This is a genomic window from Saccharopolyspora oryzae (assembly GCF_027853915.1).
Lineage (GTDB): Bacteria > Actinomycetota > Actinomycetes > Mycobacteriales > Pseudonocardiaceae > Saccharopolyspora > Saccharopolyspora oryzae.
In genome coordinates, this window is the sequence record NZ_JAQGLA010000099.1 from 1 (window position 1) to 23,227 (window position 23,227).

Consider the following 23,227-nt stretch of genomic DNA (forward strand, 5'->3'; position numbering starts at 1 on the left):
GCGGGCAGCAGCGCGGCGGTCGGGGCGGCGGGCTCGTCGGCCACGGCGTCGTCGGCCAAGACAAGCCCGCAGCCGACGTCGACGGTGTCCAGGGCGGCGAGGGCCTTCCTGGTAGCACCGAGCGTCCAACCGGTCCACCACCGGACGTCGGCGACGGTGGCCGGGCCGAACCGCCTCAGGTACTGCTCGACCAGGCGGGCCTTGGCATCCGGCAGCTCGGGGATGCCCTGCGGCCACCAACGCGACGCCGGTTCCCAGGTGTGCGCCCGGGACGTCCACGACCCGCGCGGTTCGCTGCGGACCATCCGCCCCTCGGCCCCCATCAACACCAGCACGGACGTGGTGATGTTGCGCTTCACGTCCCACTTCTTGTCCGAGGTCGGCAACAGCGCGGTCCGCAACCGCGGCTCGTCGGCCGACAGCTGGGCCGCGGTGGCCGAACCGCGTTCCGCCAGCGCTGCCTCGACCGACGACTCCAGCGACCGCAGCCAGCCGTCGACGTCGGCGGGCAGTTCCGGCTCGGTGGGGATGTCCGAGAGCTGCCGGACGAGCCGTTTGCGCTGCTGATCGGCGATGTCCAGCGATGCGGCGCGGTGCACGACCGGAACCAGGTCGGCGGGCACCACGAACAGCGTCCGGCGCATCGCCAGCATCCGGACCAGCGCGCGGTCGTCGTACATCGCCCTGGCCACGTCCTCGATCGACACCGAGGCGCAGCGGGCCAGCACCGACAGGAAGACCGTCGCCGGATCGGTCGCGTGCAGCACCACCACATCGGACGCCGCCCGGACCGGATCGCCCGCCGTCCCGGCGAGGTGGTGCCGGGCGACCAGGCGGGCCCGCCGCCCTTCGATGTCGAACCCCATGCCCCATGGCTACCAGCCGACCCCGACAACCGCCGGACGCACCGCCGCGAAACCCGCGGCCGTCGTGGCGGCGGTTCAGGCCGCCGGCTCGCGCAGTGCCTTGCGGCGTCCGTGCTGCCCGACCGACTTGTCCTTCAGGTCGATGCCCTTCGTCTCCGGCAGGCCCAGCACGACGAGACCGCTGATCAGGCCGAGCGCGAGGCTGTACCAGATGAACGCGCTGGCCATGCCGTGGCTGGAGAAGAACGTCTGCAGGTACGGGGCGGTGCCGCCGAACAGCGCCACGGCGATCGAGTAGGGCACGGCCAGCCCGACCGCCCGGATCCTCGTCGGGAAGATCTCCGCGTAGACGGCGGGCCCGATGGACGTCGACATGGCCAGGAAGATCAACGCGATCGACATCGCGAAGAACAACGACCACGCCGACTGGTTGAGCATCGCGTTCAGCGGGAAGCTCAGGACCGAGAGACCGACGAGCGCGGCCAGCAGGATCGGCTTGCGGCCGATCCGGTCCGAGAGCGCGCCGAACAGCGGGCAGGCGATCAGGAAGACTATCTGCGCCGCGACGCCGGCCCACAACGCCTGAGCCGCTGGCACCTTGATCACGCTGATGGCGTACGCGGGGGCCGAGATCGCCCACTGGTAGTAGAGGACGGTCATCCCCACGGTCATCCCGATGACCTGGAAGAGCAGCTTGGGGTGCTCCCGGACGGTCCGCCAGATGGCGCCCTTCTTGGTGCGGAGGTGCTGCTCGTCCTCGTTGGTGGTGGGGTCGTCGTGGACGGCTTCCTCCACGAATGCCTCGGTCTCGTGCATGCGCAAGCGCATGTACAGCGCGTAGAGGCCGAACACACCACCGAGGATGAACGGAAGCCGCCAGCCGTAGGCGTTCATCGACTCGGAGCTCAGCATCGTGGAGAGCACGGCGGCGAGCAGGGTGCCGCTGAGCTGCCCGACGGTGCCGGAGAAGTAGATGAGGCTGGACCACAGCCCGCGCTTGTCCTTGGGGGCGGCCTCGGCGATGTAGGTCTGCGCGGAAGGCAGTTCGCCGCCGTGCGCGAGGCCTTGGGCGAGGCGGGCGAGGACCAGGATGATCGAGGCGCCGATGCCGATGGTGGCGTAGTTCGGCGCGATGCCGATCAGCAGGCTGCCGCCCGAGGCCAGCGCGACGCACAGCGCCATGGAGAGCTTGCGGCCCATCTTGTCGGCGATCCAGCCGAACAGCGCGCCGCCGAAGGGACGTGCGAAGAACCCGGCCGCGAACACGATGAGCGTCTTGAGCACGTCGGAGACGGGGTCGCCGCCGTGGAAGAACTGGGAGGCGAAGAACGGGGTGAAGGTGGTGTAGACACCCCAGTCGAACCACTCCATGGCATTGCCGGAGCCGATGCCGAACAGCGTGCGGGCCTTGCTCTGGTCGGCGGAAGTCCGGATGTGGCTGCGGGATTCGGTGTCGCTCACGATGCGACCTCCTCGGCGAAGGCGTCCAGCCTGCGGGCGGCGAGGCCGGCGTAGACGGCGGACGCGTCGGACAGCACCGCCGGGTCGAAGTCCGCGCGCGGCGAGTGGTTCATCGGGGCGGCATCCGGATCGAGCCCCGGCGGGGTGGCGCCGATGCCGAGGAACGCCCCGGGGACGGCGGCGATGACCCGGGAGAAGTCCTCCGACGCCGATATCGGGTGGGGCATGTCCTGGTAGCGCTCCTCGCCGAGGACGTTGCGGACCACGTCGGCGCTGAAGTCGACCTCGGCGGCCGTGTTGACGGTCGTCGGGTACTCCCGGTCGAACCGGTACTCGACGTCGACGCCGTGCGAGGCCGCGACACCCTCCACAGCCCGCCGGATCGAGGAGGCGAGCAGCTCCGAGTTCGCCTCGCTGTAGCAGCGGACGGTCGCTTCGAACGTCGCGGTGTCCGGGATGATGTTGCGCCGCGTGCCACCGGTGAACTTGCCGACGGTGACCACGACGGGGTCGAAGATGTCGAAGGTCCGGGTCACCATCGTCTGCAGCGCGGTGATCATCGCCGCTGCTGCGGCGATCGGGTCCTTCGCCCGGTGCGGGGCCGAGCCGTGGCCACCGGCACCGCGGACGGTGACGTACAGCCCGTGCGAGGCGGACATGACCGTCCCGGCCCTGCTGGTGAACACCCCGGACGGCAGCTGGCTGGAGAACACGTGCATGCCGAACGCGGCGTCGACCCGCCTGCCCGCGGCGTCGAGGACTCCTTCGTCGATCATGACACCGGCGCCGTCGAAGCCCTCCTCACCGGGCTGGAACATCAGCACCACGTCGCCCTTGAGCGCGTCGCGGTGCTGGCACAGCAGCTTCGCGGCACCGACCAGCGACGTGGTGTGCAGGTCGTGCCCGCACGCGTGCATCGCGCCGTTCGTCGAGGCGAAGTCGAGCCCGGTCTCCTCGTCGACCGGCAAGGCGTCCATGTCCCCGCGTATCAGCACGGTCTTCGGGTCCGCCGCCTCCCGCTGCCCACCGCGGAGCACGGCGGTCACCGACGTCGTCCTCGTGCCCGTCGTGATCTCCAGCGGAAGCCCGGAAAGCGCGGAGAGCACCGCCTCCTGGGTCCGCGGGAGGTCGAGCCCGATCTCCGGATGGCCGTGCAGCCGCTTGCGCAGCTCGGCCAGATCGCCCTGCATCGCCGTGGCATCTTCGAGAAAGGTCATGCCCTGCTCCTTGCCTGCCCGCGAACCTCGGAACGCCGTTTTGCCCGAGTTCGACGAACCCGGTTCCGGCGCAAGCCGTTCCGGCCCGCCCGAGCCGGACCGTCCGAATTCCGCCAGGCCGCGATCGCCCGATCGGACGGTAAGAGATAGGACGACCGGTGTCCAGACGCCGCAACAAGATGGCAACAGCAGAACACCGAACCGGAACCAGCCGGTTCCACAAGCACGCGCGGCCGGTACTCGCGCAACGCGATCCGAATCGGCGCCAGTCGCCGACCATAAGACCACTGTGGACGGATCAGCTGGCACCTCCACGCGCCCAGCTCCGACCCTGCTTTCGCGGCGACACAACCACCTTGTTCACAGCGGAGCGCAGTGTAAGGTGAATCGTCCGATAGGGGCCAGTTCGGGGGGCGGCATGACGAGCACTGCAACGCGGCGCGGTCCGTGGATGTGCGCAATCGCGGGACTCTTCGCGACCATTCTCACGGGCTGCTCGAGCGATACCGACAGTGCTGCACAACCGAGCACGGACGCGCAGCCCGCACCTACCTCGGCGCCCGCACCCAGCACCGCAGCTGCGACGGATTCCCCTTGCGCGTACACACCATTCGGCGTCCCGCTCCCCAACCCCGAAGCGCCCGCCTACGCAGGACCCGGCCCGCACCTCGCGGTGCTGGAGTACGCGACCGGTGCCAACAACAGCGCCCTCACCATGCAGGACAGCGGCGTCACGAGCCTGCCGCCCGAGTGGCGACCGCCGTACAACGACGACAACGTCAAAGTCGGCGAGATCGAACCGCGCTTCGACCCGCGCGAGACGCAGTTGGTGATCTGCCTGACCGCGATGCGGCAGGCCGGGGCGACGCCGATCGGCACGTGCACGATGTACGAGATCGACATTCCCTCGACCTTCGAGGTCTACCCGGCGGACTACGACTTCACCGCCTACGACGCCCGCACCGGCAATGCGCTCACCTCCTTCTCCATCCGCGGCGACCAGACCGCGGAGCAGTCGTGCCCCGGAGCCTCGAACCTGGTCGGCAACGAACGCTTCGGACAAGCCATCCAACCGGACACCTTCGCGGCACACGTGCAAGACCTGATCACCCGCACGGCGTGAACCAAGGCCGGTTCCCCGCGGAACGCCGGTTCGACATTGATCCACTTTGGACTTCGATCACGTCCACAAGGGACGTGTCCGCGTTTGCCTGGAGGAGTGGTCGAGGCTGTCGTCCTGATCAGCCAGACCTCGTCCGCACCGTCGTCATGGCGAAGTTGTGTCCTGGTGGGCGCGTCGGGCTGCGAGTTCTGTTCGGGTGCGGATGCCGAGTTTCGCGTAGATGCGGGTGAGGTGGTACTGGACGGTCTTGACCGAGACGAAGAGCTCGGCCGCGACCGCCTTGTTGCTCTTGCCCTGCGCGACCAGGCCGGCGACGGCTTCTTCCTGGGGCGTGAGCTCGTCGAAATCCCGGTGCCCGCGCACCACGTTCACCCCGCCCGCAGCGAGTTCCCGGTCGCACCGCGCGACGTAGGTGTCCGCACCGAGCGCGAGGTAGCAGTCGCGTGCGGTCGTGATCACCGCGTCCGCCTCGGCTCGTCGCCCGGCGCGGCGCAAGGTCTGGCCGAAGGCGAAGTGCACCCGCGCCCGGTCGTAGCGGAACGGCAGCGGCTCCAGCAGGGTGATCGCGCGCTCGAACGACGCCCGCGCGGCGTCCAGGTCACCCCGCATGCCGTGCCACCGCCCGCGGGCGTACGAGAGCCGGGCGCGTGCCGATGCGTGCCCCCGCGCCGCAGCGTTCTCCTCGTGGTGGGTCAGGAACGCGTCGGCCTCGTCCGACCGTCCGATGAGGACCAGGGCATTGGCGTACACGTCGGCCCACGGCCAGTACCCGGGCTGGCTGACCCAATCCCTGGCCCAGGGTTGCGAAAGCGGCTCGAGGGCGCGCACCACAGCTGCGTAGTCCGCACGCGCCTCGCTGAGCGCGGCCCGCGCCATGGCCGCCGGAACGCGCATGATCTCGTAATCCCGGGCACCGGCGTCTCCGGCGCGCAGGGAACGTTCGGCCTCGTCCCAGTCACCCCGCAGGGCGTGCACCTGGGTGCGGGTCCAGGCCAGCAACGGCACGAGCAGGTGCATCCCGGAGCGCTCGGCGAGCTCGACACCGGCGGTCGCGGTCCGCAGCGCGTCGGCCCACTCCCCCGTCATGAACTGGACCCTGGCGAGCCATCCGTGCGCCCACAGGGAAATGCGCAGCGAGCCGCCGAGGAAGTCGGTCGGCAGCGCGCTCTCGAGCTCTTCCCGCGCGCGTTCGGGAGCGTCCGCGGCCAGGTGCAACCACCCGGCGGACATCGTGACCCGCTGCGCGACCGGCCCCTCCGGAACCCGCTCCATCAGCGCGGGGTAGCCGCGGAGCGCGACGTCGGTGCCGTCGATCGGTGCGACGCCGAGCCCGCGGATCGCAGCGGCCTCGACTGCCGACGGCTCGTCCGGCGCCACCAGCTCGATGGCCCGGTCCGCCCACTCGACGAGGCTCCGGGGACGGCAGCGCGCCAGGTGGTGGAGCACGTACCGCTGGGCGATGAGCGAAGCCGTGCCCGGGTCCCGGTGGGCGTTGACCAGTTCCCAAGCGCGGCCGAGGCGGTTCTCCGCTTCGGCGGGCCGGCCGCGGACCACGGCGAGGTAGCCGAGCACCGCGTTGCGCAGCGGGGTTTCGCGCAGCGACTCGAGCTGGGCGAGGTAGCGGGAGGCGCGGGGCACCTCGCCCGCTCCCACGAGCGCATCGACCGCCCGGAGCAGCCGGGCACCGCGGAGCTCGTGCTCCTCGCTGGCCTGCGAAGCGAGCATGAGCAGGTCGGCTGCGGTCGCCCAAGCACCCTGGTGGGCGCGCTCGGCAGCGAGCTCCTCGAGGCGATCGCCGAGCTCCGCGTCCGGCCGGGGCGAGGCGAACCACCGGTGCCGCAGCGCCAGCGCGGGATCGGCGACGACGTCCGCCGCCACCGAGTGCAGCTCCGATCGGCGGAGCGGACCGAGTTCGTCGAGCACGGCGCGCCGCGCTACCGGATCGGGCAGGCGCGCCCACGCACCGTGCTCGTCGAGCAGCGCCAGCAGCCCGGCCCGGGAGGCCAGGTCGACCGCCTCCGCCACGGCCGTCACGCCGGCAACGCGACCTGCGTCGACGACCTCGACGGCCCTGGCCTGGCGATCAGCGGCCTCCAGGACCGCGACGGCCGCCACGACCTGGCGTGCTTGCACCGGCAGGGTTTCGAGCCGGGCGCGGATCGCGCGGGCCGCCGTCGCGGGCGCTGGGAGCGAGAAGTGCGGGGCGGACCAGTCGGCGGCCGGTACCTCGTCCAGGATCTCGACGACGTCGCGGACCCGGCCGCCCGCGTGGCGGACCAGCCGCTCCACCTGGTGCGCCGGCAAGACGACGCCGTGTTGCTCGGCGAGCGCGGCGACGTCGTCCGCGGTCAGCTCGTCGAGCCGGACCACGCGCCGGGCGGCTGCGAGGACCGCGTCGTGGAGCAGGTCGTCCGCCGCGCCCGGAAGGGCCTCCCGAACAGGCTCGCGCCAACCGAGCACGATCAGCACCCGAGGCACGCCCGGGCGCTGTGCTGCGCTGACGAGCGCCTGGACCGAGAACGCGTCCGCGTGCTGGGCATCTTCGAGCACGACGACGGCGTCCCACACCGGTTGGCCATCGGTGCTCTCGGACGTATCGCCCAGCGAGTCCAGCCAGCGCCTCGCCGCTCTCGGCGGCGAGTCCGCAGGCCCGGCCATCAACCGCTCCAGCACGGTGCCGGGCTCGTCCTCCCACGGAAGGCCGAGCAGGCGGTGGGTCGAGGCGCTGGCGACGGCGGTGCCGCACTGGTCGGCGAATGCGCGCACGAACGTGCTCAGACCACCGCCGACGGCCGCTGTCACCACGACCAGCTCCGATGTCGCACCCGGTTTCGCGACGGCGCCGACGAGGTCGTCGAGCGCTCGCCGCCGGGACGGCACCAGTCGTGGTCCAGGGCTCATCGGACCACCGTAGGCCAGCTCGGCCTGCGCCCACGACGTCAGCCGAGGTCCCCACCGGCCACCGGCAGCACGGTGCCCGTGATGTAGGAAGCCTCGTCGGAGGCGAGGAACGCGATCGCCGCAGCCTGCTCGTCGAGCGTGCCGTAGCGGTGCATCGGCGACGAGGCGATCGTCTGGTCGATGTGCGCCTGGAACCACGCCCGCTCCTGGTCGTTGCGCGGTTCCGGGGTTCCGCGCGAGATCTTGCGTGCAGGCGCCTCGGTACCGCCCGGCGCCGTCGCGACGACGCGGATCCCGTGGTCGGCGTACTCGAGGGCTAGCGAGGCGGTGATGGCGTTGATGCCGCCCTTGGCCGCCGAGTAGGGGATGCGGTGGATGCCCCTGGTGGCGGCCGACGAGACGTTGACGATCACACCCGATCCGGCCGCCACCATGCCGGGCAACGCCGCCCGGCAGGCGAAGAGGGTGGTGAGCAGGGAGCGGTCGAGCTCGGCGCGGATCTCGGCGTCGGTGAACTCGGTGAACGGCTTGAAGTTGATCGCGCCCCCGACGTTGTTGACGAGCACGTCGACCCGGCCGTGCTGCGCGATCGCCCGCTCCACCAGCGACGCAGCGCCGTCCCACGACTCGAGGTCGGCGATGGCGGACGTCGCCGAGCCGCCGTGCCGGACCAGCTCCTCGGCCACCTCGCCGACCAGCTCGGACCTGTCGGCGAGCACCAGGTTCCCGCCCTCGGCGGCGATCCGGCGGGCGACCTGCGCGCCGATCCCCTGCGCGGCGCCGGTCACGACGACGACCTTGCCGGCGAACCGCCCGGGGGTGACGAACCGCGGGCGCGCACCGGCGGCGGTGTCCGCCATGGCGCGGCGCATGGTCTGCTTCGAGCGCTCGGCGTGGGCGGCGATGAGGGCACGTGCGCCGTCCCGGTCGCCGCGCTCGAACGCCTCGACGATCTCGACGTGGTCGGTGGCGCAGCGCGGGTGGCACCACGTCGCGTTGCGCAGGGCCTCGGCCATCCGGCCCTTCACGCCCAGCGCCTGGTAGGCGTGCAGCAGGTGTTCGTTCCCGGTGAGCGTGAAGAGGTAGTCGTGGAACGCCGCGTTGGTCTCGGTGTACGCCGCGGCGTCGACGAACCGGTCTTCCTCGACGTAGGGCAAGGTGAGTTCGGCGAGCAGCCGGTAGCCGGCGAGCTGCTGGGAGCCGAGCCGCCCGATGGTCAGTTCCAGCGCACCCAGCTCGAGTGCTTGCCGCGCCTCGAAGAGCGCGTCGGAGGACTGGACGTCCGGGTGCTCCTCACCGATCTGGTAACCGTCCGGTGCCGTCGTCGCCTGCGCGGCCACCGGAACCTGCTCCGGCGCCGGAACCTGTTCGGGCGCCGCGAACATCTCCTGGCCGGCGATGTTCCGCCCCTCGGCGGCGACCAGCAGGTCGCGGTCCGGGTCTAGCTCGGTGACCGGCCCGTCCCCCGCGGCCGACGCACCCATGAGCTGGCCCGCGATCCGCCGCGCGACGTCTCCGGGGTCGGTGTGGTCCGCGGCGCCCGACCACGGCCCGATCTCGGCGTCCGGGAACATGACCTGCCCCGCGATGTTCCTGGCCTCGGGGTCGGCGATCAGCTCCTCGACCGGGAGCGGCGCGGCAACCTCCGGCGCGCCGGTCCTGTCTCCGGCTGCGCGCTCGGCACCGGCTGCGGCGAGGGCGAACTTCTCGTAGTAGAAGCCGGTCGGTTCGACACCCGCGTCGGCGACGTGGCTGCGGACCGCTTCGACCATCGGCGGAGGACCGCAGAGGTAGATGGCCACATCTCCGCCGTTGAGGTGCTCGGGGCGGATCAGGCTCATCACGTAGCCCTTGTTGGTCGCCGAGCTGTTCGGGTCGGCGACGCAGTGGTCCCAGGTCAGGCCGGGGAGATCGGCCACCACGTCCTCGATCTGGTCGAGCGCGACCAGGTCCTCGTCGGTGCTGACCCCGTAGATCAGGTGCGCCCGCCGCTGACTTCCTTCGACGCGCAGCTTGCGGACCATGGACAGGACCGGGGCCAAGCCGGTGCCACCGGCCAGCAGCAGCACGGGACGATCGGTCTCGCGCAGGAAGAACGAACCGTTCGGCCCGGTGAAGGTCAGCTCGTCGCCGACCGCCGCGCGCTCGGTCAGGTATTCCGACATCACCCCGCCGGGGCTGAGCTTGACGAGGAAGGTCAGCCGCTCCTCGTGCGGCGCGTTGCTGAAGGAGTAGGAGCGCGACTCGCCGGTCCCCGGCACGGCGATGTTGACGTACTGCCCCGGCAGGAACGCCAGATCACCCCGGTTCGGGATCTCCACGGACAGTTCGACGGTCGTCGCCGAGAGCCGCCGCAGCTCCGCGACCGTCCCCGCGTACGACTCGGCGCGGGTCTTGGCGACCTCCGAGGTGCTCGCGATCTGCAGCACCAGGTCGGAGCGCGGCCGCATGCTGCAGGGCAGCACGAATCCGCGCTGCGCTTCGTCGGCGGAGAGCGCGTCGTCGAGGTAGCTGCCGCCGTCGAAGTCGCCCGACTCGCAGAACGCCTTGCACGTCCCGCAGGCCCCGTCGCGGCAGTCCAGCGGGATGTTGATCCGCTGGCGGTACGACGCGTCCGCGACCGTCTGGTCGGGACGGCAGGTGATGAACCGGGTGACACCGTCCTCGAAGGACAGCGCGACCTGGTGGGCGGCCACCTCGGTGGTGACTCCGCTGTCGACGCTCATGGGCCCGCTCACCTCCCGTCAGAAGTGGTAGATGTCGACCACGTGGTGGATGTAGTCGTTCTTCGGCACCACCGTCTTCCGGCGGATCAACGGCTGCTCGCCGGAGAAGTCGATGGTGTAGAAGGAAGTTCCGTAGTAGGGGTCGACGGTCTTGTAGCGGAAGTACATGGTGTGCCAGTTGAACCGCACGTCGACCACATCGCCGCGCCGCTCGATCACCTCGACGTTGCTGATGTTGTGGCTGGTGCGCGGCTCCGGGATGGACGTCGCCGACGACCGCTCGGTGCGGATCCGGAAGACCCGGTCCTCCAGGCCGCCCTTGTTCGGGTAGTAGATCAGCGAGATGTCGGTCTGCGGGTTCTCCACCAGCAGGTCGTCGTCGCCCCACGCCGGCATCCAGTACACGACGTCGTCGGCGTAGCACTCGAGCCACTTCTCGAACTCGCGGTCGTCGAGGTAGCGGGCTTCGCGGTAGAGGAACTGCTCGATCGAGTTCTGGGTGATCAGCTTGGTCTCGCCAGCCGAGGTGCTCATCTCAGATCCTGTCTTCGATCCTGGTTTTTGATCTTTCGTTTTGATGCGCCGCCAGGCGCATAGCCCACTCTCGGCGCTGGCACCGCCGCGGGTTCTCAGCGTTCGCCTGGCGAGGACGGCCCGACTGCCGTGTATTGGCATACATAAAGTCGGGCACCCGCAGTCCAGGCGGGCGCTGAGGTTCCGCCACCTGCACCGCCACGCAAAACGAGTTCAAAGACAAGCACTCAGGCCTCCTTCCGGTTCTGCTGGGCGCGCGCGGCTGCTTCGGCTTCCTCCTTGGCGACGGCAGCGCGCATGGTGTCGCGCCAGTAGCCGTGCTGGACCGGGTAGAGCCCCTCGTCCTCGTTCTTGAGACCAGCGGAGATGACGCCGTGCATGCCGAGCGCCTCCGCGACCTCGTCGGGACCGGTGAGCCAGTGCTCGGCGCCTCGGGACATGTCGTTCCACGGCGCGGCGGTGGCGCGGAAGGTGAGCTGGCAGGAGCGGAACTCCTCCAGGTCGTCGGGAGTCGCCATGCCGGAGGCGTTGAAGAAGTCCTCGTACTGCCGGATCCGCCAGGCGCGCGATTCGGGGCTCTCCCCCTTCGGCGCGATGCAGTAGATGGTGACCTCGGTCTTGTCCGGCGCGATCGGCCGGAAGTGCCGGATCTGCGTGGAGAACTGGTCCATCAGGTAGACGTTCGGGTACAGGCACAGGTTCCGCGAGCCCTTGACCATGAACTCGCCCTTGGCCTCGCCGAACTGCTCCTTCAGCTCGTCCATCTTGTTCCACAGAGGACGGTCCTGCGGATTGCCCGCCCAGGTCCACAAGCAGAGGTGGCCGTTGGGGTAGGACCAGTAGCCGCCGCCGGACTTGCCCCAGCTGCCCGCGTCGAGGGTCTTGGTCGAGTTGACCGACTCACCGGTGTTGCGGCGGGAAGTGGTCGCGGCGTAGTTCCAGTGGGTCGCGGTGACGTGGTAGCCGTCGGCGCCGTTCTCGGCCTGGACCTTCCAGTTGCCGTCGTAGGTGTAGGTCGAGGAGCCGCGCAGCACCTCCAGCCCGTCGGGCGACTGGTCGACCAGCATGTCGATGACCTTGGTGGTGTCGCCGAGGTGCTCCTCGAGCGTGCTGACGTCCGGGTTGAGGCTGCCGAAGAGGAAGCCGCGGTAGCTCTCGAAGCGCGCCACCTTGACCAGGTTGTGCGAGCCGTTGGTGTTGAACGACGGCGGGTAGCCGGCCCCGTCCGGGTCCTTGACCTTGAGCAGGGTGCCGTCGTTGCGGAAGGTCCAGCCGTGGAACGGGCAGGTGAGGGTCATCCGGTTGTCGGTCCGGCGCCGGCAGATCATCGCGCCGCGGTGGGCGCAGGCGTTGATCAGGCAGTGCAGCTCGCCGTCCTTGTCGCGGGTGATGACGACCGGCTGCCGCCCGATGTAGGTCGTGAAGTAGTCGCCCGGGTTCGGCAGCTGGCTGTCGTGGGCCAGGTAGACCCAGTTGCCCTCGAAGATGTGCTTCATCTCGAGCTCGAAGATCTCCGCATCGGTGAAGATCCGCCGGTTGGCCCGGTAAACACCGGCCTCCTGGTCCTCCACGACAGCGTTCGCGAGCGTGCTGCCGATGCGTTCCAGCGCCTCGGTCATGGGTCCCTCCGCGTCGAGTTGCCCGGACGTGCTTTTCCGGAACTCAAGCACGCCGTGTCACCCGTCACACCGGGGTTCTGCCCAGGTCTGGACTGGACGTCGATTCATAAGGACTCGTTATTAATCAGCGGATTTTTCATCTTTGTGTTTCTGAGTCGCCCCGATTAGCGTCGGTTGAAGTGATGCCGAGCACGCCCGGCGACCTGGTAGGAGGTGACCGTGGATCTCAAGCAACTGCGCTACTTCGACGCCGTGGCCGAGACCTGTCACTTCGGCCGGGCCGCCGAGCGGCTGCACCTCGCGCAGCCGGCCCTCTCCCAGGCGGTTCGCCGTCTGGAGGCGGAGCTGGGGGTGCGCCTCCTGGCTCGGACCACGCGGCAGGTGCAGCTCACGGCGGCCGGCGAGTTCTTCCACCGGGAGATCCGCCGGATCCTCGGCGAGCTCGACGCCTCGGTGCTCGGGGCGAAGAGCATCGCCGAGGGCAGCCGCGGGTTGCTGCGCGTGGGCTTCACCGCCACCAGCGCGTTCACGCAGCTCGCGCGGCTCTCCCGGATGGTCCGCTCGTCGCTGCCCGGTGTCGTGCTGGAGGTGCAGGCCGACCTGCTGACCCCGGCGCAGGTCGACCGGCTGCTGGACGGGCGGCTCGACCTCGGCGTGCTCCGCGGGCCGGTGGCCGAGCCGGGCATCGAGACGCGCACGCTGCTCCAGGAGTCGCTGGTGCTCGCGCTCCCGGCCGACCACCGGTTGGTGCCGGAGTCGGCGCTGGAAGTCGTCGACGTGTCGGCCGACGAGTTCGTGGCGTACGCCGACGCGCGCTCCGCGGTGAACGAAGCGGTCGTGTCGAGCTGCCGCCGCGCCGGGTTCTCCCCCGACATCACCCACCGCGCCCCGGGCACCGCCGCCCTGCTCGCGCTCGTCGCAGCGGGCCTCGGCGTCGCTCTGGTGCCGGATTCGGTGCGCAGCATGCACCTGACCGGCGTCGTCTTCCGCGACGTCGCCGGCGCCAACAGCATCGACCTCTCGCTGGCCTGGCGCGCCGACGAATCCTCGGCACTCGTGTCGAGCGCGCTGGACGTGCTGGACCACCACGGCTTCTTCACCGCCGCAAGCAGCTCACCCGACCTCGTCTGAGGACGCACATGAAGATCACCGCCATCGAGGCGATCCCGTTCCGGATCCCGTACCTGAAGCCGTTGAAGTTCGCCAGCGGCGAGGTGCACGTCGCCGACCACGTCCTGGTCCGGGTGCGCACCGACGACGGCGTCGTCGGGGTCGCCGAAGCGCCGCCGCGACCGTTCACCTACGGCGAGACCCAGCGCGGCATCATCGCCGTGATCGAGACGATCTTCGCGCCGCAGGTCCTCGGTCTCGAGCTCACCGACCGGGAGCAGATCGCGGCGCTGCTGGGGCGCACCGTCGGGAACCCGACGGCGAAAGCCGCCATCGACATGGCGGTCTGGGACGCGCTCGGGCGCACGCTGGGACTGCCGGTCTCCGTGCTGCTGGGCGGCTTCACCGACCGGATGCGGGTCTCGCACATGCTCGGCTTCGACCGGCCGGAGGCGATGGTCGAAGAAGCCCAGCGGATGCGCGAGGTCCACGGCATCACCACCTTCAAGGTCAAGGTCGGCCGCCGACCGGCGTCGCTCGACGTGGCCGTGGTCCGAGCGCTGCGGGAAGGCCTGGGCCCCGACGTCGTGCTCTACGTCGACGGCAACCGCGGTTGGACCGCGTCGGAGTCGGCCCGGTCGATGCGCCAGATGGCCGACCTCGACCTGGCCTTCGCGGAGGAGCTCTGCCCCGCCGACGACGTGCTCGGCAGGCGCTGGCTCGTGCAGCAGCTCGACGTGCCGTTCATCGCCGACGAATCGGCCACCACCCCGGCCGAGGTGACCCGCGAGGTCCTCGGGGGCTCGGCCACCGCGGTGTCCATCAAGACCGCCCGGACCGGTTTCACCGGGTCGCAGCGCGTGCTCCACCTCGCCGAGGGGCTAGGGCTCGAAGTGGTGATGGGCAACCAGATCGACGGCCAGCTCGGCTCGATCTGCACCGTCGCCTTCGGCGCCGCCCACCAGCGCAGCAGCCTGCACGCCGGTGAGCTCTCGAACTTCCTCGACATGTCCGACGACCTGCTCACCGAGCCGCTGCGGATCGAGGACGGCGCGCTCGCCGTCCGCCCCGGCCCGGGTCTCGGCGTCGAGATCGACGAGGACAAGCTCCGCCACTACCGCACCGACACCTGACCGACCGTCCACAGGAAGGATCGACGATGTCCACCGACACCACGTCCGGAACCGCCACCGCCGCAGCCTCGGGCGCCAGCGCCACCGAGCGCTTCCACTCCGACAAGTCGCCGTTCGCAGCCGTCGCGAACACCCCGCCCGCCCGGGTGGACAAGCTCGCCCGCCGCGTGCTGCAGGCCGTCCACGACACCATCCGCGAGGAGAAGGTCAGCTACGACGAGTACAACGCGCTCAAGGCGTGGCTGATCCAGGTCGGCGAGGACGGCGAGTGGCCGCTCTTCCTCGACGTGTGGGTCGAGCACGTCGTCGAGGAGGTCGCGACCGACCACCGCGAGGGCAGCAAGGGCACCATCGAAGGTCCCTACTACGTGCCGAACGCCCCCGAGCGCGGCGCGAAGGGCACCATCCCGATGCGCGACGGCGAAAGCGGAACGCCGATGGTGTGGAGCGGCCAGGTCACCTCCACCAGCGGCGACCCGCTCGGCGGCGCCGTGGTCGAGCTCTGGCACGCCGACGACGAGGGCTTCTACAGCCAGTTCGCCCCCGGCATCCCCGAGTGGAACCTGCGCGGCACCTTCACCACCGACGCCGAGGGGCGCTTCGAGATCACGACGATCCGCCCGGCGCCGTACCAGATCCCGACCGACGGCTCGTGCGGTCGGCTGATCGCGGCGGCCGGATGGCACGCCTGGCGGCCCGCGCACCTCCACGTGAAGGTCTCGGCCCCGGGCCACGAACTGCTCACCGCCCAGCTCTACTTCCCCGGCGACGAGCACAACGACGACGACATCGCCAGCGCTGTGAAGCCCGAGCTCCTGCTCGCGCCGGTCGACCAGCCCGACGGCTCGGTCACCGTCGACTACGGCTTCGTGCTGGACCCCGCCCGGAGCTGAGGGAGAACGATGCTCTACGCAGTCCGAATGGACGTCGACATCCCGCGCGACCTCGACCCGGCCGCGCGGGACGAGACGATCGCGCGGGAGAAGGCGTACTCCCAGCAGTTGCAGCGCAGCGGCGAATGGGCCCACATCTGGCGGATCGCCGGGCAGTACTCCAACATCAGCATCTTCGACGTCGAGTCCCACGAGCGGTTGCACGAGATCCTGTGGAACCTGCCGCTCTTCCCCTACATGGCGGTGGAAGTCACCCCGCTGGCCACGCATCCGTCCGCCATCTGAGGACCGCCGGGCGGGATCAGGCGGTCGCTGCCGCCGGGAAGTTGGTCTCGACCCACTTCCAACTGGCCCGCGCGCTGGCCAGCGGCGCCATCGACGGGCGGTCGACCTCGACGATGATCCAGCCGTCGAAGGTCTCCGGGAGTTCGCCGAGGTGGTCGAGCAGCGGCACGCCGCCCAGCCCGGGTTCGAGGAAGAGGCCGTCGGTCGAGGAGGTGTACGGCCCGGGATCGGCCTGCAGGTGCCGGACGCGCTCGACGTCCAGGTCCTTGACGTGCAGGGCCGCGATGCGGTCCCGGTACCGGCGCAGCAGCCCGGTCACATCGGCGCCCGCCCAGAAGAGGTGACCGAGGTCGAAGCCCGCGCCGAGCACGGAGTCGGGAATCGCGTCGAGGACGTGCTCGACCTCCTGCTGGGTCTCGACCCAGGATCCGACGTGGTTGTGGAAGGCAGGCCGGATCCCTTCTGCGGTGAGGATTTCCGCCGCGCGGCCGATGAGGTCGGTGTAGCGCTCCAGCCTCGCCCGGTCGAAGTCGTGGCCGACGCCGGCCACCTCGTCGAAGCGGGACATCCCGCCGCCGGTGACCATTTCGGCGGACAGGAACACGGTGTCGAGGCCGAGGGCGTGGGTTTCGTCGGCGCGGCGGCGCACCCCGTCGAACCAGTGGAACTCCTCCGCCGAGCCCGGGGTCAGCGCGATACCGTGCGCCTCCGGCAGCCGGATCTGGACGTAGCCCGGCGCGACCTGCACGCCGACCTGGTCGATCAGCCGGCGGTAGGACCTGATGGTCTGGGTCGTGAGGACTTCCAGCATCACAGCGGGAAACCCGGCTTCGGCGGCCTCGCGCAGCACGCGGGGCTGCTTGTCGAGGAATGCGGGGTCGTCGAACTCCCATCCCCTGGCCAGGTCCGTCCACTGCAGGGTGTTGATGGCGAACTGGGAACGGTTGAGCGTCACGGGGGCTCCTCCCTCGTCGCGGATGCGGTTCAGACGTTCTTCGCGGGACGGCCGAGCGCGGTCAGGGCGGCCCGGGCCGCCCGCACCGCGGTGGTCATGCCGGCCAGGGTCGAGTTGCAGACCAGCGCGGTGGGCACCACTCCGTTTCCCGCCACGAAGAGGTTGTCGAAGCCCCGCACCTTGCCGTGCGGGTCGCAGACGTTGGTCCCGTCGTCGGCGGGGCCCATGCGGACTGTTCCGGTGAAGTGCAGCGAGCATCCCGGGTCCAGCAGCGCCGATTCGGTCTCCGGGTCGAACGAACCGAGCGCGTCGCCGATCGCCTGCTGCACGTGCCGCGCCTGCTCGATCAGTTCGCGGTCGCGGTCGGACCACGCGAAGTGGACGGTGATGCGCGGCATCCCGGTGACGTCGGTGGCCTCGTCGGAGAACTCCAGCCGGTTGTCGGCCTGGACCTCGGTCGGGATGTACATGCTCGTCCCGACCTGGTAGGCCAGCCGCGTGCCGTCCTCGGAGGTGAACGTCTGGGTGCCGATCTGGACCTGGAACGGTTGCGCCGCACCGCTGTGCGGCTGCCAGTAGTGCTCGACCACGGTCTCGCCGTCGGCCTGGGTCGGCAGGGCGGCCAGGTCGAACCCGAGCCGTTGCGGGTCGGCGAGCACGCGCCCGGTGAGGAAGGCGTGTTCGTTGAGGTAGCGGCCCAGCGCGGGCGGCCGGATCCCGGAGCCGAACAGCAGTTGCGGACTGCGGATGGCGTCCGCGCAGACAACAGTCGTGGTCGCCCTGACCACCTGCGCCTCGCCGGATCGCACGTCCTCGAGCCTGGCTCCGCGCACCTCGCCGCCTTCGTGGATCAGGCGGGTCACGCGCGTGCCGGTCAGGAGCGTGAAGTGCGGATCGCTCGTGGCGTCGGCGATCGGCGGGAAGATCACGTTGGGTCCGGTCCGGCGGAGCACGCCGGCAGCGTCCCGTCGGGCGGCCATCGGCATCGGCTGGACGTTGCGGCCGGGGGCGTCGACGTCGGCGAACAGCTTCTCGATCGACGCGGTCACCACGCGCCCGGCCTCGGTCGGCGGGTAGGGATTCCGGTTGATCCGCAGCAGTTCTCCGGCCCGCTCCAGGTCGCGCAGCCACTCGTCGTCGTCCAAGAAGGACGGTACTTCGGCGCCCCACGGCGTGGGGGTGGCGGCCGTCCAGTGGACGCCCATCCCGCCGGCGTTCCAAGCGACCGATGCGGCGGGCATCGCCGCGGCGTCCTCCCCCAGCGACGTGAGGTGGTACATGCCGGGCTCGACACCGTCCAATGTGGATCCGACGTCCGAGGTCGGGGCGACCCCGGTGTAGAAGCCCTGGATCCCGGAGGCGACCCGCTGGTTGTACCGCTCCCAGATCGCGGGGTCGGCGACGTCGTGCAGGTGCTGGCCCGGGGTCGGCCCGATCACCGGACCGCCGTCGGCCATCACGATGCGCACGTCCGGGTCGGCGTCGCGGAGATCGCGGGCGACCGCGGCGCCCATCAGCCCGCCACCGACGATGAGCACGTCGAACTCGCCGGTCACGCTTCCTCCTCTGGGGTTTCGATCACGTGCGGTCGCCGCTCCCGGAGGCAGGCGGTCGGCATTCCGGGCTTCATCGTTGCACCTTCGTCCATGATCCGTCGCGAGCGGAGCGCAGCAGCGCGTCGACCAGCCGGGCCGAGCGCAGCCCGTCGGCGAAGCTCGGCAGCCCTTCGGGCGCCGCACCATCGATGGCCGCGTACGTGTCGGCGACGAACGCTTCGAAGCACTGGGCGTACCCCTGCGCATGACCGGCGGGCAGCTGCGAGAGCCGGCGCTGCTCCGAGGCGCCGGTTCCGTTGTCCCGCACCACGATCCGGGACTCGTCCGCGCCGCCCAGCCAGATGCTCTCCGGGGCCTCCTGGTCGAAGACCGCACTGCCCCGGGCACCGTCGAGCTCGAACCACAACCGGTTCTTGCGGCCGGCGGAAACCTGGGAGATCGTCGTCGAGGCGAGCACTCCCGACTCCGTGCGCAGCAGCAGCGCCGCGGAGTCCTCGGTCCGCACGGGAACCCGGGCGCCCGAACCGGGACCGGTGAAACTAGCCCCTCCGACGTCCGGCCGGTCGCGAACGGCGATCGAAGTGGCAGCGGTCAGCTCGACGAACGGATCGCCGGTGACCCACTCGACGAGGTCGCACCAGTGCGAGCCGATGTCGGCGAAGGCCCGGGAGGGACCACCGGAGTCCGGGAAGACCCGCCAGCCCGACACGTCCGGCGAGAGCATCCAGTCCTGAAGGTAGCTCCCGTGCACCAGCAGCAACCGGTCGCCGAACTCCCCCGCTCGCAACCGGGCCCGCAGTTCTCGGACGATCGGGTGGTAGCGGTAGACGAACGGCACCGTCGCCACCAGGTCGCTGCGGGCAGCGAGGTCGGCCATCCGCTCCGCTTGCTCGACCGAGACGCCCAGCGGCTTCTCGCAGATCACGTGCTTGCCGGCGCGGAGCGCCGCTTCGGCGTACTCGGCGTGCGTGGCGTTCGGCGTGCAGACGTGCACGACGTCGACCCGGTCGTCGCCGAGGACCTCGTCGAGATCCCGGTACCCGGTGGGCACCTGCCACTGGTCCGCGACCTCGCGGGAACGCTGCGGCGTCGAAGCCAGCACCCCCGTCACCTCCGCGCCCGCCAGCAGCGCGGCCCGCCGGTGCAGGGTGGCGACCATTCCCGCGCCGAGCACGGCAACACCCCGTCGAGGCGCACCCCGAGATCCGTTCTTCCGAAGGTTCTGCTCCGCCATCACTGTCCTCTCACCTGCGAAGACGTCTCCAGGGGTCTCACGCCCAGTTCCGTCGTAGGCACACGCTAAAACGCTGCTTTATGACGAAACAAGGCAACAATATTGACGCTTTCAGTCAGAAAAACAGCCATTAATGGTCTAGGGTCGGCGGTCATGACCGACTGGACCCCCGTCCGGCTCTCCTGCCCGCCGGCCCATGAAGACGACGCCGACGACCGGATGCACAGCCAGCTCCTCCGGCTCGTCGCGTCCGGTTCAGCGGACACCCGCGCAGCGCTCGTCCGCTCCACCGGCATCTCCCGGTCCACCTTGAACGGGCACCTCGACTCGCTGCTGCGCTCCGGGCTCCTCGTCGAATCGGGCACGGCCGAGCACACCGGACGCGGCCGCCCGGCCCAACGGCTCCGCCTCGCCGCTCGCGCGGGCGTTGTGCTCGCAGCCGACCTCGGCGCGCACAGCACCCGGCTGGCCGTCGCCGACACAGCGCAGACGATCCTCGCCGAGCAGCAGATCCCCCTCGCGCTGGAGCAGGGCCCGGAGGCCACTTTGGACGCGCTGACCGACCAGCTGCGCGGCCTGCTCCGCGAAGCCGACGTCGAGCCCGGGGAGGTGACGGCCCTCGCGATGGGGCTGCCCGGACCCGTCGACGCCCGGACCGGTTCGCCGGTGCGGCCGCCGATCATGCCCGGCTGGGACCGGTTCCCGGTCGGGCAGGTGATGGAGGAGCGCCTGTCGTGCGCCGTGCTCGTGGACAACGACGTGAACCTCATGGCACTCGGCGAAGCACGGGCCCGCCCGGCCGACGCCGGCCCGCTGCTGTTCCTCAAGATCGGCACCGGAATAGGGGGTGGCCTCGTCCTGGCCGACGGGCGCATCCACCGCGGTTCCGACGGCGCGGCCGGGGACATCGGGCACGTCCGCATCCCGGGCGGTGAGCAGACCACCTGCCAGTGCGGCAACGTCGGCTGCGTCGAAGCCGTCGCGTCCGCCAGCGCCGTGCTGCGCGCGGTCCGGACCGAACTGCCGGATCTGAAGTCCATTGAGGACCTCGCCCGAGCGTTGAACGACGGAGAACCGACCGTGGTGCGCCACGTCCGCGCCGCGGCGGAGACCATCGGTGAAGTGGTCGCGATGCTGGTGCACTTCTACAACCCGCAGACCATCGCGCTGGGCGGCCTCATCACCGCTGCCGGCGACGACGTGCTGGCGGGGATCCGCAGCGTCGTCTACCGGCGCGCACTTCCCCTGGCCACCCGGAACCTCGCGCTGACGCACAGCAAGCTCGGCCGGTACGCGGGCGTGACCGGCGGGATCGTCACCGCCGTGGAGCACACCCTGTCGCCAGCCGGAATCCGGGCGTTGAAGCAGAGCAGGGCTTGACAGCGGGGGCCGCGCGCCCGAACATCCTCGTTGTCTCACGCCCGAGAAACGTCGGAATCGCCACCACTGGTGGCGTCTGCGTGGCCGGATCCTCCTGACGGCGACACGCATGACCGACCCCTTCTCGGAGAATGCCATGACGCAAACGGTCAGCGCAGACCGGTCCGTTCGAACCGCAGGCCCGAAGTTCGTCGCCGCCTACATCGCGGCGCTGCTGGGCTCCTACTTCGCCCTCATCACCCCGGCGTCGGTCACGGTCGCCCTCCGGATCCAGCAGATCGACCCCGAGCACAAGGTCGGCGCCCTGGCGCTCGCGCTCGGCATCGGCGCCCTGCTCGCCGTCATCTCCAACCCGCTGTTCGGCTACCTCAGCGACCGGACCACCTCCCGGTTCGGGATGCGGCGCCCCTGGCTGATCATCGGCGTCTTCGGCGGCACCGCCGGACTGCTCGTGGTCGCCTTCGCCACCACCACGACGATGGTCGTGCTCGGCTGGTGCCTCACCCAGGTCCTGTTCAACGCCGCGCTCGCCGCGATGGTGGCGCTGCTCCCCGACCAGATCCCGCCGGAACGGCGCGGGTTCGTCAGCGCGCTGATGGGAGTCTGCTACCCGATCTCGATGATCGGCGGGAGCTACGTCGCCCAGGCCGTCGCCGGGCTCCCGGCGTTCTGGATGTTCCTGCTCCCCGCGATCGCTGCGCCGATCACCGTCGTCGTGCTGTGCACGGTGCTGCACGACCGACGCCTCGCCCGGGAGGACCGCACCCCGTTCACCGCGAGCGACATCGTCCGGATGTTCTCGTTCCGGCCGCGCCACAACCCGGCTTTCGCCTGGTCCTGCCTGATGGTCTTCCTGCTGTCCATCGGGGTCTCGACCTTCACGACCTACCTGGTCTACTACCTCTCCGACGTGCTGGGCGTCGCGAGCGGCGACGTCGCGCACACCGCGTTCGTGGTGAACCTGATCGCCTTCGGCATCGCCCTGCCCGCGAGCATGGTCGGTGGGTGGATGACCGACCGGTTGGGGCGCCGCGGGCTGATGATGATCGGATCGGCGATCATGATCGCGCTGGCGCTGGTCGTCATGACGGTCTTCAAGACCGTCCCGGCCCTCTACGTCAGCGCCGCGATCGCGGGCGTCGGTCTCGGCGGGTACTTCTGCGGCCACTTCGCCGTCCCCGCCGCGGTGCTGTCCGGAGACGGGGAAGCCGCGCGGGAGATGGGGATCGTGAACATCGCGCTCACCCTGCCCAGCTCGCTCGTCCCGGTCTACGCTCCCGCACTGCTCTCCTTCGCGTCGAGCACCAGCACCAACTACCCACTGCTGTTCGCCTCCGGCGTCGTCGCATGCCTGTTGGCGATCCCGGTGACCCGGCGGATCCGCTTCACCAGGTGAGGACTTCCATCCTCCGAAACATTGGTTCCCCGTTGCGGCTGCTCGCTTTCGCAGCCGCAATGGGGAACCTCGTAGGTCACCTTCTGGTCCTCGGACAGCTCGCGGAAGCCCGACGAGTCGATGGCCGAGTAGTGCACGAACCACTTCATGGTTCCCTGTGCCGTGACGATGTCCTTGGAAGCTGGAGGTGAACCGGCGACACCATCTGTTGTCGGCTCCGGGAGGACGACCTGCCTCGTGTGCCACGATCATCGGCATGGCTGACTCCGGAGACTCCTACGCCGACCTGGCCGAAGTCCGCGCAGCGATCGACGACTTGGATGCCGACCTCGTCGAACTGCTGGTGCGCCGACAACGCCTGGTGCGCGCGGCCGGCACGTTCAAACGCACCGACCTGGAAGTGCAGGCACCGGACCGGGCTGCAGCCGTCGTCGCCACAGCCGCTGCGCGTGCCGAGGAAGCGGGCGGATCCGGGGAGTTGATCGGCGACATCTACCGGGCGATGGTCGATTCCTTCATCGCCTATGAACGGCGCAACGTAAGCAGTGCCCCGCCGTCCACTCCCCCGGCCCCGAACGACTGAGCGAGAACGTGCTCCTGGCGGCGGCACAAACACCGGTGGCTCCCCGTCCGGGCAGGACGGGGAGCCACTGGACGACGAGGTGTCAGACGCGCACGCTGGCGGCCTGCGGGCCCTTCGGGCCCTGGGTGACCTCGTAGGTCACCTTCTGGTCCTCGGACAGCTCGCGGAAGCCCGACGAGTCGATGGCCGAGTAGTGCACGAACACGTCCGGGCCGCCGTCGTCAGGAGCGATGAAGCCGAAGCCCTTTTCCGAGT

Annotated in this window: 20 protein-coding genes; 8 read left to right on the plus strand and 12 right to left on the minus strand. The window is 70.2% G+C overall.

Features of this window, described 5'->3' with window-relative positions; all coding sequences use genetic code 11:
• From OU415_RS33555 to OU415_RS33565, 3 genes are all read right to left on the minus strand, one after another.
• Positions 1-866: DNA glycosylase AlkZ-like family protein (locus tag OU415_RS33555; protein ID WP_270953581.1), on the minus strand; the 866-nt coding region annotated here is incomplete at its 3' end.
• Positions 867-941: 75 nt separating this feature from the next.
• Complete coding sequence (locus tag OU415_RS33560; protein ID WP_270953582.1) at positions 942-2,327, minus strand: MFS transporter; 1,386 nt, start codon at positions 2,325-2,327, stop codon at positions 942-944.
• Positions 2,324-3,544 carry a M20 metallopeptidase family protein gene (locus OU415_RS33565; protein ID WP_270953583.1) on the minus strand — a complete coding sequence of 407 codons (1,221 nt, stop codon included), beginning with the start codon at positions 3,542-3,544 and terminating at the stop codon, positions 2,324-2,326. Before OU415_RS33565 ends, OU415_RS33560 begins: the two co-directional genes overlap by 4 nt.
• 673 nt (positions 3,545-4,217) lie before the next feature.
• On the opposite strand from OU415_RS33565, the gene OU415_RS33570 reads away from it, so the two are divergent.
• Entirely contained in the window at positions 4,218-4,667 is a 450-nt protein-coding gene (locus tag OU415_RS33570) for a hypothetical protein (RefSeq protein WP_270953584.1), read from the plus strand.
• Between the two features lie 144 nt (positions 4,668-4,811).
• Here OU415_RS33570 and OU415_RS33575 read toward each other — a convergent pair whose 3' ends face one another.
• From OU415_RS33575 to benA, 4 genes are all read right to left on the minus strand, one after another.
• The gene (locus tag OU415_RS33575) at positions 4,812-7,568 is read right to left on the minus strand and encodes a LuxR family transcriptional regulator (RefSeq protein WP_270953585.1); all 2,757 of its coding nucleotides are present in this window, start codon (positions 7,566-7,568) and stop codon (positions 4,812-4,814) included.
• Between the two features lie 38 nt (positions 7,569-7,606).
• A complete protein-coding gene (gene benC / locus OU415_RS33580) occupies positions 7,607-10,294 on the minus strand; it encodes a benzoate 1,2-dioxygenase electron transfer component BenC (RefSeq protein WP_270953586.1) in 2,688 nt (895 codons plus the stop codon).
• 18 nt (positions 10,295-10,312) lie between these two features.
• Positions 10,313-10,828 (minus strand): benzoate 1,2-dioxygenase small subunit, encoded by a 516-nt coding sequence (gene benB / locus OU415_RS33585; RefSeq protein WP_270953587.1) that lies wholly within the window; start codon positions 10,826-10,828, stop codon positions 10,313-10,315.
• Between the two features lie 227 nt (positions 10,829-11,055).
• Positions 11,056-12,447: a benzoate 1,2-dioxygenase large subunit gene (gene benA, locus OU415_RS33590; protein WP_270953588.1), complete on the minus strand. Its 1,392-nt coding sequence runs from the start codon at positions 12,445-12,447 to the stop codon at positions 11,056-11,058.
• Between the two features lie 219 nt (positions 12,448-12,666).
• Here benA and OU415_RS33595 point away from each other — a divergent pair, with 219 nt between their 5' ends.
• From OU415_RS33595 to catC, 4 genes are read left to right on the plus strand one after another with little or no spacing between them, the layout of a single operon-like run.
• Positions 12,667-13,578 (plus strand): LysR substrate-binding domain-containing protein, encoded by a 912-nt coding sequence (locus OU415_RS33595; protein WP_270953589.1) that lies wholly within the window; start codon positions 12,667-12,669, stop codon positions 13,576-13,578.
• 8 nt (positions 13,579-13,586) lie between these two features.
• Positions 13,587-14,690, plus strand: a complete 1,104-nt coding sequence (locus OU415_RS33600) for a mandelate racemase/muconate lactonizing enzyme family protein (RefSeq protein ID WP_270953590.1) — start codon at positions 13,587-13,589, stop codon at positions 14,688-14,690.
• 26 nt (positions 14,691-14,716) lie between these two features.
• Entirely contained in the window at positions 14,717-15,583 is an 867-nt protein-coding gene (gene catA, locus OU415_RS33605) for a catechol 1,2-dioxygenase (RefSeq protein ID WP_270953591.1), read from the plus strand.
• A gap of 9 nt (positions 15,584-15,592) precedes the next feature.
• On the plus strand, positions 15,593-15,868 hold the full coding sequence (gene catC, locus OU415_RS33610) for a muconolactone Delta-isomerase (protein ID WP_270953592.1): 276 nt from the start codon (positions 15,593-15,595) through the stop codon (positions 15,866-15,868).
• Positions 15,869-15,884: 16 nt separating this feature from the next.
• On the opposite strand, the gene OU415_RS33615 is transcribed toward catC, so the two are convergent.
• The 3 genes from OU415_RS33615 to OU415_RS33625 form a co-directional block, all read right to left on the minus strand.
• Positions 15,885-16,823: a sugar phosphate isomerase/epimerase family protein gene (locus OU415_RS33615; RefSeq protein WP_270953593.1), complete on the minus strand. Its 939-nt coding sequence runs from the start codon at positions 16,821-16,823 to the stop codon at positions 15,885-15,887.
• Positions 16,824-16,852: 29 nt separating this feature from the next.
• Positions 16,853-18,379, minus strand: a complete 1,527-nt coding sequence (locus tag OU415_RS33620) for a GMC oxidoreductase (RefSeq protein ID WP_270953594.1) — start codon at positions 18,377-18,379, stop codon at positions 16,853-16,855.
• A gap of 70 nt (positions 18,380-18,449) precedes the next feature.
• The gene (locus OU415_RS33625; RefSeq protein WP_270953595.1) at positions 18,450-19,553 is read right to left on the minus strand and encodes a Gfo/Idh/MocA family protein; all 1,104 of its coding nucleotides are present in this window, start codon (positions 19,551-19,553) and stop codon (positions 18,450-18,452) included.
• A gap of 213 nt (positions 19,554-19,766) precedes the next feature.
• Here OU415_RS33625 and OU415_RS33630 point away from each other — a divergent pair, with 213 nt between their 5' ends.
• Positions 19,767-20,993, plus strand: a complete 1,227-nt coding sequence (locus OU415_RS33630) for an ROK family transcriptional regulator (protein ID WP_270953597.1) — start codon at positions 19,767-19,769, stop codon at positions 20,991-20,993.
• 136 nt (positions 20,994-21,129) lie between these two features.
• The gene (locus OU415_RS33635) at positions 21,130-22,389 is read left to right on the plus strand and encodes an MFS transporter (protein WP_270953598.1); all 1,260 of its coding nucleotides are present in this window, start codon (positions 21,130-21,132) and stop codon (positions 22,387-22,389) included.
• Here the strand turns inward: OU415_RS33635 and OU415_RS38455 are convergent.
• A complete protein-coding gene (locus OU415_RS38455; protein WP_270953601.1) occupies positions 22,308-22,559 on the minus strand; it encodes a cold-shock protein in 252 nt (83 codons plus the stop codon). The genes OU415_RS33635 and OU415_RS38455 overlap by 82 nt on opposite strands.
• 86 nt (positions 22,560-22,645) lie before the next feature.
• Here OU415_RS38455 and OU415_RS33645 point away from each other — a divergent pair, with 86 nt between their 5' ends.
• The gene (locus OU415_RS33645; protein ID WP_270953600.1) at positions 22,646-22,972 is read left to right on the plus strand and encodes a chorismate mutase; all 327 of its coding nucleotides are present in this window, start codon (positions 22,646-22,648) and stop codon (positions 22,970-22,972) included.
• 82 nt (positions 22,973-23,054) lie between these two features.
• On the opposite strand, the gene OU415_RS33650 is transcribed toward OU415_RS33645, so the two are convergent.
• A partial coding sequence (locus tag OU415_RS33650) for a cold-shock protein (RefSeq protein ID WP_270953602.1) occupies positions 23,055-23,227 on the minus strand: 173 nt, incomplete at its 5' end.

Bases quoted from the DNA above. Each gene is read 5' to 3' on its own strand.
- OU415_RS33600 (WP_270953590.1), top strand. From the start codon at position 13,587: ATGAAGATCACCGCCATCGAGGCGATCCCGTTCCGGATCCCGTACCTG.
- OU415_RS33645 (WP_270953600.1), top strand. From the start codon at position 22,646: ATGGCTGACTCCGGAGACTCCTACGCCGACCTGGCCGAAGTCCGCGCA.
- OU415_RS33575 (WP_270953585.1), bottom strand. From the start codon at position 7,568: ATGAGCCCTGGACCACGACTGGTGCCGTCCCGGCGGCGAGCGCTCGAC.
- benC (WP_270953586.1), bottom strand. From the start codon at position 10,294: ATGAGCGTCGACAGCGGAGTCACCACCGAGGTGGCCGCCCACCAGGTC.
- catC (WP_270953592.1), top strand. From the start codon at position 15,593: ATGCTCTACGCAGTCCGAATGGACGTCGACATCCCGCGCGACCTCGAC.
- benA (WP_270953588.1), bottom strand. From the start codon at position 12,447: ATGACCGAGGCGCTGGAACGCATCGGCAGCACGCTCGCGAACGCTGTC.
- OU415_RS33635 (WP_270953598.1), top strand. From the start codon at position 21,130: ATGACGCAAACGGTCAGCGCAGACCGGTCCGTTCGAACCGCAGGCCCG.
- OU415_RS33565 (WP_270953583.1), bottom strand. From the start codon at position 3,544: ATGACCTTTCTCGAAGATGCCACGGCGATGCAGGGCGATCTGGCCGAG.
- catA (WP_270953591.1), top strand. From the start codon at position 14,717: ATGTCCACCGACACCACGTCCGGAACCGCCACCGCCGCAGCCTCGGGC.
- benB (WP_270953587.1), bottom strand. From the start codon at position 10,828: ATGAGCACCTCGGCTGGCGAGACCAAGCTGATCACCCAGAACTCGATC.
- OU415_RS33630 (WP_270953597.1), top strand. From the start codon at position 19,767: ATGACCGACTGGACCCCCGTCCGGCTCTCCTGCCCGCCGGCCCATGAA.